Origin of the sequence: Sphingobacterium sp. SGL-16 (genome assembly GCF_011043515.1) — a bacterium.
In the GTDB taxonomy this organism is placed as follows: Bacteria; Bacteroidota; Bacteroidia; order Sphingobacteriales; family Sphingobacteriaceae; genus Sphingobacterium; species Sphingobacterium litopenaei.
Window position 1 is genome coordinate 45,632 of sequence record NZ_JAAKGQ010000015.1, and the last position, 13,450, is coordinate 59,081.

The following is a 13,450-nucleotide window of genomic DNA, read 5'->3' on the forward strand; positions in this document are numbered from 1 at the left end:
ATTATAAACAAAAATTTTCACGACAGCATGATGAAATATATAGGTCTATGGTTATGCGCCCTCATAGTTATTATACTTCCTACAGCGTTGTATGCCCAGCCCTATTACTTCAATCATTACCAAATCAATGATGGTCTTTCCAATAATACAGTTATCTGTAGCATGCAAGACAGTTACGGTTTTTTGTGGTTCGGAACTAAAGATGGTCTCGATCGATTTGATGGAAATAGCTTCAAACATTTTGATATCAAGAATCAACTACGCAATACAATTGCTAACAATATAATTTCGCTAGTAGAAGATGACCACAAACAAATTTGGATCGGCACCGATCAGGGAATTTACATTTATAATCCGCTATATGAAACTTTTACATTACTGAATCAAGAATTCGCTAATTCTGACGTCCCCGTAATCAAAAAAGATTACAGAAATAATATTTGGTTTATCGCTAACCAAAATCTTTATTTTTATGATTTCACTAAAAAAATAATCAAAAAAATAACCGCTGACCAAAATAATATTTCTGCTTTATACTGTACGAATGAAGGTAAATTATATTATGGAACATTCACTGGAAAAATATGTTTATTAGAACAATTTGAATCAAAAACCATTCTCGACCTTGAACGCATATATGGCCCTAAAGATTGGTTTGCCATTCAAAAAATTATTGAAAATGATCGAGGACAATTAATTTTTGGCACCTCTAAGGCAGGGGTTGGATCCATATCAAAAGGTGACAAAACAGTAAATTGGCTGTTAGGAATCGAACATCTGAGGCAATTTTTATATGTACGCGACATCTTTCAATTGAATAATCAAGAATATTGGTTTGCTACCGAATCAGGGCTATTCATATATAATATTGAAAGTAAAAAATTCATCAATATCAAGAAAGCAGAAAATAATCCTTGGGGTCTATCCGACAACGCTATTTACAACATTCTAAAAGATAAAGATGGAGGAATTTGGTTGGGCACATATTTTGGCGGCATTAATTACTACCATAAGAATAATAATCTTATTCAGAAATTCATGTCCAAAATGCAAGGAGGAGATCTGTTAGGAACAGTAGTTCGAGTCATCAACAAAGATAAAAATGGTAAAATCTGGCTGGGTACAGAAAATGGAGGACTGAGTAAGCTCGATCCCCTTACTAATAAGATAGAAAACTATAGTGTTGAAAATGTAGGTCTAGCAGACAATAATATACACGGTCTCCTAACATATGAAGACAATATCATACTTGGCACCTTCGTCTACGGTATGGATATTTTCAATTCTACACAAAAAAGGGTTATTTACCACGCCGAATATGATGGCAACTCTTCAACTTCATTAAAAAGCAACTTCTTATATGATATAAAAAAGAGTAAATCTGGAAAAATATTACTTGCTTCGACGCGTGGGCATTATTCCTTCGATATAAAAAACAAATTCTTTCATCCCATACTAGATGTTCCTTTTAGAATGTCTTATACTACGGTATTCGAAGATAGCAATGGATATGTATGGTTAGGCACTTGGAGAAATGGGCTATATATGTATCACCCAAACAAAAAAATTAAAAAACATTTTATTCATCAAGCAGACAACCCAAATTCACTACCCAACAATAAGATTAATTTTATTGCTGAAGATTCCAAGGGAAATATTTGGATAGCTACCGAAGGTGGCCTGAGTAAGTTAATATACAAAAATGGTGATTTTGAATTTGTTAAGCCTAAAATATCGCTTCCTAGTAAAATTGTTTTCGCGATATTAGAAGATAAAAGTAATAACCTTTGGATTACTACATCTAAAGGTCTAACTAGATATAACCCTACATCAAATAATACACGATTATTTAATATAGAATCAGGATTGCCCTCGATTCAGTTTAATTATAACTCAGCATTTGATGATGGAGAGGGAAATTTTTATTTCGGCACTATCAATGGTTTGATTCGGTTCAATCCAGAAAAACTTAATCAAATAAAATACAATGCTAATACGCCTATTTATATTACCAAATTAACCATCAATAATAAGGAAATCCATCAATATGATCCTGATTCACTATTGAAACATTCTATACTATTTACTGATGAAATCATTCTTCAATACAACCAGTCCTCATTTAGCCTGGATTTTACAGCTTTACTATTTGATTCGCCACAATCCGTAAAATACAGTTATAAATTAGATGGTATAAATAAAGATTGGGTCACAACAAATGGTTCCAATCGCGCACATTTTACTAAATTACTGCCAGGAAATTACGATTTCGTCGTGAAAGCTGAGGATCCAAATGGCATAGCCATCAGCAGCGAACGCAAACTTAAAATAAAAATACTACCTCCATTTTGGGCAAGTATTCCAGCTTTCATTCTTTACTTCATTATTATTATAGGACTTATTTTATTTGTAGCATATCATTTCAGTGAACGAATAAAGCAAAAGAATAAAGAACATTTATTGACCATTCAAAATCAACGTGAACAAGAGCTTTATCAAGCAAAAATCAATTTTTATACGGATGTAGTACACGAAATTCGTACACCCCTTACGTTGATAAAAGCACCGCTGGAGAAATTGATTAGTAAAGTACCTGAAAATCCAATTACGGATAAATTGCTAAAGAATATTCAAAATAATACAGAACGTTTGATATCGCTGAGCAATCAACTGTTGGATTTTAGAAAAGTAGAAACCAAAGGTTTTAAATTCCATTTTGAACTAAAAAACATTAGCCTCGCGACGCAGGATATTGTTGATAACTTCAGAGAGACTCTAGATTCACAACATAAGAAATTGACATATGTCATAGCAAAAAACATTGAATCGTATATCGATTTGGATGCTTATGAAATTATTTGCAATAATTTACTCAACAACGCTTTGAAATATTCCAAAAAGATAATTGAATTACATCTTGAAAAAGATGAAGAGAACAGTGTATTACTATTAACCATTAAAAATGATGGACTGCTTATCCCTGATGAAGATAGAGAATACGTTTTCGAGCCTTTTAACCGCTTAGAACACAACAAAAGCATACCTGGAAGCGGATTAGGACTGGCATTATCGCAATCTCTGGCACTCAAAATGAATGGAATAATTAATTACAATATTGATAATAAAAATCTTAATACCTTTACGCTACGACTACCTTTAAACCAAACTTATGTCTATGAATGCTAAAGCCAATATTTTATTAATAGATGATCATGCTGAATTGCTCGAATTCATTGCCGATGATTTGATGGAAGATTACCATATCACCAAAGCATCAAATGGAGTCGAAGCCTATGCCCTCTTTGAGCATGAAAATTTCGATCTTATAGTCAGCGATGTGATGATGCCGGATATGGATGGTTTTGAATTTTGTGAAAAAGTCAAAACTAACATGAATTTAGCGCACATTCCAATCATTCTGCTTACGGCGAAAAATACCTTGGAGTCTAAAATCAAAGGTTTGGAATACGGCGCTGATGCGTACATCGAAAAACCTTTTTCATTAGCCTTTTTACGTGCACAAATAAGCAGTTTACTGAATAACCGTACGCGCGTAAGAGAATTCTTTTTTAAGAATCCGACTTCGCAAATACAACAAATTGGACAAAATCAGAGCGACAAAGAGTTTTTGATGAAAATTGAAGAAATTATCTTGGAGAATTTGGATAATTCGCAATTTAATGTCGATAAAATGGCTGATATTCTTTGTATGAGTAGACCTACTTTATATAGAAAGATTAATGTGGTTTCTAGTCTCTCACCCAATGAATTAATTAATCTGACCAGACTTCGTCGTTCGGCTGAATTACTTACGCAAGGAAAATTAAAAATCTACGAAATATCCAACCTGTTAGGTTATAGCTCTGCTCAGCATTTTTCTAGGAATTTTCAAAAACAGTTTGGTTTAAGTCCGAGTGAATTTCAAAATAAACAAAACAATAAGGACATACCTCTCGATTAGTATGTCCTTATTTGCTATTTCTTATTCTTCTTGAATTGATCGCATAATGCCCATTGCGTCGCAAAGGAGAACATAAACATGCCCTCGACTTGGTTTTTCGCTTCGTCTTTATTCCATCCTCCTAACAAATCTGAAGGCAATAAACCTTTATAATTAAAATTAACATGCGAATACGCTATATTCTTATGGAATGCTTCAATATATGGAGTTACTGAATTATCAAATGGGGCCAAATCTATGTAACCTCTTAAAAGGACAATATTAAACCAATTGCTAAATCCCTCATGTGGAAAAGTGTAATGATTTTGTACTTGTAAATTAGGTTTTGCAAAATGCTCAAAACTCGCCTTAGCCAAATTTTTGGCCTCTTCCAAATAGACTTTTTTCTTTGTTGCTCGATATAAGTCTACAGCTCCTGAAAGCATAGTGCCACTATTATAGGTAAAATTTTTACCAATTGGCTTATTCAATGCGGTGTGTGCTCTGAACTTTTCTCCATTTATTTCTTCATAAACAATAGAACAATTCGGGTCACAGCCTCCCATCATATCCGTATACACTCCATTATCATTTAGTAAATACTTCTTTTGCCATTCATATATTTTTACAGCGTAAGCCAAATAATAGTCTTTCTTGTTTATCGACCTAGTCTTTCTAGTTTTACGATCTTTGGTATCAATATATCGCTCAAAGACCTTATCCTTTTTTCCTTTATAGATTTCGTGCAGCCAAACAAGCGGACTAATCATTGGACCATTACTACAGGCGTGTTTGGTGACATAACCTGGTCCCCAAGGAATCCCGCCATATTCTTTACCATTTTCGTCCCGCGTCGCATCCCAGCCATCCAGTACATAAGATGTTAAATATTCTGCTTTTTGCAAGTATGTTTCATTTTTTGTTAAATGATACGAATCTAACAACTCGCGAATCAACCACATTTGATCGTCATATACATTATAAATACCTGATACTCTAGCCTTTCCTTTTTCATTCACTCTGTCCACAGCATATACACTCCAGGTATTTGTTTGTGTAAATGAGGTAAGCTCAAAAGTGCCTAAATAATAATCCGCGTTATCATATAATTTCTCGAGTAGATTTTTATACTTTTTAATGGTCTCCAAATCTTGTGAAGAAGATTGGTGCAAAGATTTTAAAATCGAATTCACAGCCTCAATAGCAGAAGTATACATCCACACGCTTGCCTTTTCTCGCGAACGCTCTTGCGTAAACGGATTGTAAAATCTATACATGGTTGAATAATCTTGCGAAAAGTAATAGCGTAATGCATTATCTAGCAATTCCATACTTTTATTTAGATCCGAATTATGGGGCTTCAATTGAAATGTATCTGTAGTTGAAGCCTTTAGCTTTAAAGCTTCTGTATTACACCACATCAATAAAATGCAAAAACAACAGGCTAGAGCTCTTTTAAGGGAAATATTCATTATAGTTTATAATTTAGCAAATAAAATTCATAGGGTCAGGTTGTTATACCCTTCTATTTCGAAGATATTAATTAATAAATCGTATGTAAAATATATGAGACAAATTACATCTTTAATGAGAAAAATTGACATCCCAACCAATTCATTATAAGCTAACTTTGAGTAATCAATTATAAATAAATTAGCATAATAAATTTAATTATTGTCGCACGCAAGCCCAACCAAATAGGATAATGAATTATTTGGTTCTTGTCAGCTAAAAAAATCGAAAGTTAAAGTCAATTAACTAAAACGATTTAGCTATTCTTAAATAATTAAGTTATTTCTAAGAAAAACATTTAGCCAATTATATCGCTTATGAGAAACATAACTACATTAAGCTTTACCCATAATTACAAACATTTGCTATGGATGGTATTAACCATTGCATTTGGATTATGGTCATGCAAATCAGAACAACAAACCACAGAAACGGTCACACCCTTCAACCCTAGCCAACCCGTAGTGGTATCCGATTTTACACCGAAAACTGGTGGAGCGGGCCAACGCTTAGTAATTTATGGCAAAAACTTTGGGAACGATCCTTCTATCATTAATGTCACTATTGGTGGACAACCAGCAATTGTGATTAGTGCACAAGGAGAATCTATTTATTGCTTAGTTCCATCTAAGGCATATGAAGGGGATATCGAGGTGCGTATTGGGGAAAATCAAACTCCAGTTATTGGTAAAGCAAACGAAAAGTTTGCCTATCAACGTAAAATGGTAGTATCTACCGTAATAGGCTACCGCAATGAACGCGGAGATGAACCTTGGAGAGATGGAAAATTCAAAGATCCTGACCAAAATAAAATGGCCAGTGGATTTTGGGAACCTTCACACATGAAGTTTGATCCTAAAAATCCAAAGCATTTGTGGGTAACTTTTGACAATAATAATGGGCTATACTTACTGAATTTTCAGGACAGTACCGTAACCAAAGTGAGATCCAACTTCAATAGACCACGCAGCGTAGATTTCACTTTAGATGGAGATCATATGATTATTGCAGAAGATCGCGGAGGTGAAAATGATGGTGCCACCACCCTATTATCTCGTGGAAGAAACTTTTTAGATACAGAAATTTTAACACGCTACCGTCAATGCAACGGCGCTACTGTACATCCAGTCAATGGAGAGATGTATTTCAACAGTTACGAAAAAGGTCAATTTTTCAAATTTGATATGAATAAGTATTTCTCTCAGGGTTTAGGGCAGAAAGATTATGAAACTCTATTCTTTGTACATGATCCACAATGGGAATATAAGACATTTATTCATCCAACAGGGAACTATGCGTATATCATTGTGATTAATAGACATTATATATTGCGCGTGGACTACAACTGGGAAAAGAAACAATTTAACCAACCTTATCTGGTTTGTGGGCAGTTAAAAAGTGCGGGTTATACAGATGGTGTAGGAGCAAGCGTAAGACTTAATGAGCCTTATCAAGGTGTATTCGTGAAAAATGAGGATTATGCCGCTGCTGGCAAAACTGATGAATATGATTTCTATTTCACTGACCAATTAAATCACGCGATTCGCAAACTTACACCAGATGGTATTGTATCCACTTTTGCTGGACGCGGAAGTTCTAGTCTCAACGGTAATCCATGGGGTTATGTGGACGGTGATTTAAGATTGGAAGCTCGCTTTGATAGACCTACCGGTATTGCCTACAGTGAGGAAGAGAAAGCATTCTATATCGGTGATCGTGCCAATAGACGCTTCAGAAAAATTGCTTTGGAAGGTGATAATTAAGCTAACCAAATAACACGTAATATTCAAAAAATCACAACCTTAGTAACAGCATAGAATTATGAATAAATTCTTACTAACCTGTTTTTTACTTCTTAGCGTCATCAGTCTGACGTTAGCACAGGAAATAGTTGAAGTAACTGGTATTGTTTTAGATGCACAAAAAAATCCTTTACCAGGTGTTACTGTCCATGTACTGGATGCACCTGGCCTGGGAACAATCACAGATAATAAAGGACAATACAAAATTAAAGCAGAACGCTATAAAAAATTAGTTTTCAGATCAGTAGGTTATAAAACCCAAGAGATTCTGATTAAAGATGATTTCAAGATTAATATTACCCTACTCGAAGATGAATCCAATGTATTAGAAGAGGTAGTCGTGACGGGTATGGGTAACCAGACTAAACTGACCCTCACAGGAGCTGTCACAACAGTGAATGTTGATGATTTGAAATCGAATCCTACTTCTAGTATTACGAATGCTTTGGCGGGAAATGTAGCTGGTGTAATGGCGATGATGCAATCCGGACAACCTGGAAGAAATATATCTGAATTCTGGATTCGTGGTATATCTACTTTTGGAGGAGGAACATCGGCATTAGTTCTTGTGGACAATATCGAACGAAACATCAATGATATTAACATCGAAGATATCGAATCCATATCCGTACTTAAAGATGCCGCAGTAACAGCAATTTACGGTTCCAAAGGAGCTAATGGTGTAATTTTAATCACTACAAAACGTGGTAAAGAAGGTAAAATCAACATCAGTGTCAAAAGTGAAACCATTTATAATACGCGTACCATCACGCCGGAGTTTGAAGATGGTTTTACCTACGCTAAGCTTTTAAATGAAGCGCGTATTACAAGAAATTTTGAGCCAGTTTACCAACCCGAAGAACTTGAAATTTTACGATTAGGGCTTGATCCCGATTTGTATCCAAATGTAGATTGGCAAGATAAATTATTAAACGACGGCGCTATGACCTACCGTGCTAATTTGAATATGAGTGGTGGTGGTTCGACTGCACGATATTTCGTTTCAGGTAGCTATATCGAGGAAGGTGGTATGTATAAAATTGATGAAAATCTAAAAAAGGATTACAATACCAACGCCAATTACAAAAGATGGAATTACCGTCTTAATACTGATATGAACATCACCAAAACTACAATATTAAAAGTCGGCGTAGCGGGAGCTTTAGGAAAGCGCAATAGTCCGGGCTTAGGAGATGGAGACTTTTGGGGTGCCTTATTTGGATATTCCCCAATTAATTATCCGATAACCTATTCCAATGGACGGATTCCTGCTGCAGGTGAAGGAAATAAAACCAATCCTTGGGTAATGGCTACACAGTCAGGCTATAACGAAAACTGGACTAATAATATTCAAATTGACATTAATGTTGAACAAAATTTAGATTTTATTACAAGAGGTCTTCGCGGAAGGGGAATAATTGGCTATGATACTTGGAACAACAATAATATTAGAAGGTTAAAATGGCCAGAACAATGGCGCGCAGATCGAGCACGTAATGTGAATACTGGAGAAATTATTTTCTATAAAGTATCGGATCCAAGAGAAATGTATCAAGAGAGTTCTGCTAGTGGTAATAGAAGGGAATTCTTAGATTTCATGTTTAATTATGACCGTGGATTCAATGGGCACAATGTAGGTGCTGTAGCACGCTTTACGCGTGATGCACTTGTTCAAACAGTTAATTTAGGAAATGATATTAAAAATGGTATAGCGCGCAGAAATGAAGCTTTAGCTGGTCGACTAACCTACAATTTTAGAAATCGCTACTTTACAGATTTCAACTTTGGATATACAGGTTCTGAAAACTTTTCTCGCGGCAATCAATACGGCTTCTTCCCTGCTGTATCCTTTGCTTGGAATATTTCAGAAGAAAAAATATTTAAAGAAAATGCCGATTGGATGGATTTGCTAAAAGTAAGATTCTCTTATGGTAAAACAGGTAATGACCAACTCATGGGAGGTGAGCGTTTCCCTTATCTTTACAATATCTCTACGGCAGGAGGATACCAATGGGCTGACTTCGGATCTGATAGAGGATATGGAGGATTAAGATACTCCCAAGTAGCTTCACCTTATGTATCTTGGGAGGTATCTATTAAGAAAAACTTAGGTTTCGACATCAATCTATTCAAAAACAAATTTGAAAGTTCTATTGAATTGTTTGATGAGAAACGTACCGACATTTATATGCCAAGAAATTTCCTACCTGAAATTGTAGGATTAGAAAGTATTCCTCGCGCCAATGTTGGAGAGGTTAGTTCTAAAGGTTTCGAAGGAAGATTCTCTTATAGACAAAAAATAGGTGAAGTAAACATTACAGCCCGTGGAAATGTCACCTATAGCAAAAATAAAATAATAGAAAGAGACGAAGAAAACAATGTTTATCCGTACCAAAATTCAGAAGGATTTCGTGTAGATCAAGCGAAAGGTTTGATAGCATTGGGTCTATTTAAAGACTATGAAGATATCAGAAACAGCCCTACACAGACCTTCGGGGTTTACCAACCTGGGGATATCAAATACAAAGATGTAAACGGAGATGGCGTGGTCGACAATGGTGATATTGTAGCTATTGGTGCGACTAGAAGACCCAATTTAATATATGGTTTAGGATCTTCATTTCAATGGAAAGGAATCGACATCAATTTGCATATTCAAGGTGCGGGAAAATCCACTTTTTCTACCTACGGAAAGACAGTATATGTGTTTAGTGAAGGTGAATGGGGACAGGTCATGAAAGGGATTATGGGAGATAACAGATGGATTTCAGCAGATATTTCAGGAGATCCTTCTACAGAAGATCCAAATGCTTCCTACCCAAGATTAAGTTATGGCTCAAATCCAAATAATTTCAGAGAATCTACTTATTGGTTAAGAAATGGTAAATACTTAAGACTTAAAAACATTGATATTGGTTATTCACTGCCTAAAAGTCTTACTAATAGAATCAGAACCAACAATATTAGACTCTTTTTAGCAGGCCACAACTTGTTGACTTGGTCAGAATTCAAACTTTGGGATCCGGAATTGGCGACACCTCGAGGAGAAGATTATCCATTGCCAAAATCAGTAACTTTTGGTGTAAACATAAACCTGTAAAAGTAAAAGAAATGCGAAAATCAATATATTATTTACCTATACTAATAGCTTTTATCTGTATTAGTTCCTGTCAAAAAGGATACTTAGAATCCGACACACTATTTAAAGATAGAATGACTGAGGAGAAAGTTTTTGAAAGCAAAAACTATGCTGAACAATGGCTAGCTCACATCTTTGAAGAATTTAAGGGTATTAATGCGGACGTAGCGAGTAAAGGTAATACACCGCACAATTTTTCGGATGATATGTATTACGGTGACCGTGACAAAGATTATGATCCCTCGAAAAATGAACTATCGTACAATATGTTCAAAATGGGATTGTATACCGAAAACGACAAGCAAGGTTCATGGACGCAATCGTATCGTGGGATACGAAATGCGACAACATTTATTCATAAGATATACATGAATAAAGAAATGTCTGCTGATGAAATCGAAGATTATCGTGGACAAGCGCGCTTCGCACGTGCTTACCTGTACTGGCTATTGCTTCGTAAATACGGTCCTATTCCAATACTTCCAGATGAGGGATTGGATTATACGGATAGTTATGACGAATTAGCTACACCACGAAATACTTACGAAGAATGTGCCGAATTTATCAGTAGTGAAATGCTACAAGCGGCCAAAGAAATGGAAAAATTGGGCTTATCTAGAGGACAAGATGCTTCCGCTAGACCTACAGTAGGTGCAGCATTAGCCACACGTGCTAAAGCCTTACTATATGCTGCAAGTCCAATGGCAAACGGTAATAATTCTGAATTTGCTGCAAAGCTTGTGGATCATGAAGGTAAAAGATTATTGTCAGCAGAATATCAAGAAGTAAAATGGGCTAAAGCTGCTGCTGCTGCTCGTGATGTTATGGAGCTCGGTGTATATGAATTATATACTGTTCCTATCCAAGTAACGGGAAATGATGCTACTATTATCCCACCAAACGATGGTAATTTTGCCAACAAGGATTGGCCATTGGGTTGGGCGAACATAGATCCTACGAAATCTTATGCACAAGTATTTGATGGAACACTTGTACCTTCAGGTAATCCAGAACTGATCTTTACCAGAGGAAACAATCAAAGCTCGGAAGATATAAGAATGATGGTTGCGCATGCCTTGCCAAGATCAGCAACAGGTTGGAATACGCATGGATTGACGCAAAAATTGGTAGATGCCTACTACATGAATGACGGTACGGATGTACCGGGTAAAGATAAAGAAATAGGACGTGGAAATGGATCCAACCGGGCAACAGGTTATGTAACGGCCAATGACGTTGCAGCGCGTCGATACAGACCGTTGATGGAAGGTGTATCTCTCCAATACGCAAATAGAGAACCAAGGTTTTATGCTTCTGTAGCTTTCAACGGTAGTTTCTGGACACTTTTCAATGAAACGCAAGAACGTAACCGAAATCAACAAGTATTCTATTATAGAGAAGATTCACGTGGAAACGGTTTCAATTCCTCGAATGCATACTGGTTAAGAACAGGATTCGGTATTAAAAAATATGTTCATCCAAGTGATACTTATGAGGGAGGTATTGCAGAGCGTATTGTGCAAAAAGCCGAACCGGCTATTCGCTACGCCGATATACTATTGATGTACGCAGAAGCGCTCAATGAATTAGATGGTTCACACAGTATTGCATCATGGAAAGGAACCACCTATTCCCTATCTCGAGATATTACCGAAATACAAAAAGGTATTCATCCCGTAAGAATACGTGCAGGTGTACCTGACTATTCCGAAGCAATTTATTCTAATAAAGCTGAATTACGTAAAACGATTAAGAGAGAGAGATTTATTGAATTGCTTGCAGAAGGTCAACGCTATTATGATTTGAGACGTTGGTTGGATGCTGCTGTGGAAGAAGCTCTACCTGTGTATGGTTGTAATATATTGATGAATGCAGGTAATAGAGATCTATTCCATACACCAGTAGCGACTTGGGTATTGAAAACAACATTTGCAGACAAAATGTGGTTTTGGCCTATTAAACATTCGGAACTAAAAAGAAATAAAAAACTTACGCAAAATCCGGGTTGGACATATAACGATTAAGAGTATCACATGAAAAAGAATTATATAAAATATTTAGTCTTAGCACTTTTATTTGCTAACACCTCATGTAATGACGAATGGAAGGAAGAACAATATGAAAACTACATTTCATTCAAAGCTCCTTTAGGCAATCAGGGTGTTTCGGACATCTACGTACGTTATAAGGATAATCAAAAAACGACTTTTAAGTTGCCTGTTGTGGTGAGTGGGTCAACTACGAATGCACAAAACATTTCGGTCAAAATAGATGTAGATCGAGATACTTTGGATATCTTAAATTATGAAAGATTTCAAAATAGAACCGATTTCTATTACAGAATGCTTCCGAGTGAATATTTTTCTTTCAATCCAACTTTAGACATAAAATCTGGAGAAAACATCGGCTTGTTAAATATTGATTTCACGCTAAAGAATATCAATCTAGTTGAAAAATGGGTGTTGCCTTTGACTATTGTGGAAGGATCATCTTCTTACACGCCTCATCCACGCAAACATTACAAAAAAGCGCTATTGCGAGTAAATCCGTTTAATAATTTCTCTGGGACATACGGAGGGACTGCTTTAAGAACTTTTATGGATGGAGCCGAAAATGAAACTTCCATCGTCAAAAGTGAAGTAAAAGCCTATGTGGTGGATGAAAATACCGTTTTCTTCTATGCAGGCGCCCTTGATGAAGAAAGACAAGATAGACAGAACTATAAGATTTATGCTCGTTTCAACGACAGTGGCGGCGTAGAATTGTACGCGGATAATCCGCTTCTGAATTTTGTGGTAAACAAAGATTTGAGTTATACGGTGAATGAAATGATCGAACCGAACTATCCATACTTGCTACGGAGAACAATAACAATTAACAATATAGATTATAATTTTACAGACTATACGATGATACCCAATATCAATATTCGGTATGCTGTAAAAGGAACCCTGAGTTTACAACGTGTATTAAATACGCAAATACCTGACGAAGACCAGGCTATTCAGTGGTAATGGAGAACGAACAGAAAAGCCCTATCAAAATTGATAGGGCTTT

Annotated in this window: 7 protein-coding genes; 6 read left to right on the forward strand and 1 reads right to left on the reverse strand. The window is 35.9% G+C overall.

Annotation, left to right across the window (positions count from 1 at the left end; all coding sequences use genetic code 11):
• Positions 1-27: 27 nt before the first annotated feature.
• Positions 28-3,186: a two-component regulator propeller domain-containing protein gene (locus G5B32_RS07265; protein ID WP_165290886.1), complete on the forward strand. Its 3,159-nt coding sequence runs from the start codon at positions 28-30 to the stop codon at positions 3,184-3,186.
• Positions 3,176-3,961 carry a response regulator gene (locus G5B32_RS07270; protein ID WP_223815338.1) on the forward strand — a complete coding sequence of 262 codons (786 nt, stop codon included), beginning with the start codon at positions 3,176-3,178 and terminating at the stop codon, positions 3,959-3,961. Before G5B32_RS07265 ends, G5B32_RS07270 begins: the two co-directional genes overlap by 11 nt.
• 14 nt (positions 3,962-3,975) lie before the next feature.
• On the opposite strand, the gene G5B32_RS07275 is transcribed toward G5B32_RS07270, so the two are convergent.
• Entirely contained in the window at positions 3,976-5,271 is a 1,296-nt protein-coding gene (locus G5B32_RS07275; protein WP_165290888.1) for a glycoside hydrolase family 76 protein, read from the reverse strand.
• Positions 5,272-5,769: 498 nt separating this feature from the next.
• Between G5B32_RS07275 and G5B32_RS07280 the strand changes: the two genes are divergently transcribed.
• Genes G5B32_RS07280 through G5B32_RS07295 form a run of 4 tightly spaced genes read left to right on the forward strand, consistent with a single transcriptional unit; the run spans position 5,770 to position 13,407 of the window.
• On the forward strand, positions 5,770-7,215 hold the full coding sequence (locus tag G5B32_RS07280; protein ID WP_206366824.1) for an IPT/TIG domain-containing protein: 1,446 nt from the start codon (positions 5,770-5,772) through the stop codon (positions 7,213-7,215).
• 58 nt (positions 7,216-7,273) lie between these two features.
• The gene (locus tag G5B32_RS07285; RefSeq protein ID WP_165290889.1) at positions 7,274-10,354 is read left to right on the forward strand and encodes a SusC/RagA family TonB-linked outer membrane protein; all 3,081 of its coding nucleotides are present in this window, start codon (positions 7,274-7,276) and stop codon (positions 10,352-10,354) included.
• A gap of 11 nt (positions 10,355-10,365) precedes the next feature.
• Positions 10,366-12,417, forward strand: a complete 2,052-nt coding sequence (locus G5B32_RS07290) for a RagB/SusD family nutrient uptake outer membrane protein (protein WP_165290890.1) — start codon at positions 10,366-10,368, stop codon at positions 12,415-12,417.
• Positions 12,418-12,426: 9 nt separating this feature from the next.
• Positions 12,427-13,407 carry a DUF4973 domain-containing protein gene (locus tag G5B32_RS07295; protein WP_165290891.1) on the forward strand — a complete coding sequence of 327 codons (981 nt, stop codon included), beginning with the start codon at positions 12,427-12,429 and terminating at the stop codon, positions 13,405-13,407.
• Positions 13,408-13,450: the final 43 nt, after the last annotated feature.

What these genes read in the sequence shown, in the direction of transcription:
- G5B32_RS07265 (WP_165290886.1), top strand. Translation starts at nt 28, where the DNA reads ATGATGAAATATATAGGTCTATGGTTATGCGCCCTCATAGTTATTATA.
- G5B32_RS07270 (WP_223815338.1), top strand. Translation starts at nt 3,176, where the DNA reads ATGAATGCTAAAGCCAATATTTTATTAATAGATGATCATGCTGAATTG.
- G5B32_RS07275 (WP_165290888.1), bottom strand. Translation starts at nt 5,271, where the DNA reads ATGGAATTGCTAGATAATGCATTACGCTATTACTTTTCGCAAGATTAT.
- G5B32_RS07280 (WP_206366824.1), top strand. Translation starts at nt 5,770, where the DNA reads ATGAGAAACATAACTACATTAAGCTTTACCCATAATTACAAACATTTG.
- G5B32_RS07285 (WP_165290889.1), top strand. Translation starts at nt 7,274, where the DNA reads ATGAATAAATTCTTACTAACCTGTTTTTTACTTCTTAGCGTCATCAGT.
- G5B32_RS07290 (WP_165290890.1), top strand. Translation starts at nt 10,366, where the DNA reads ATGCGAAAATCAATATATTATTTACCTATACTAATAGCTTTTATCTGT.
- G5B32_RS07295 (WP_165290891.1), top strand. Translation starts at nt 12,427, where the DNA reads ATGAAAAAGAATTATATAAAATATTTAGTCTTAGCACTTTTATTTGCT.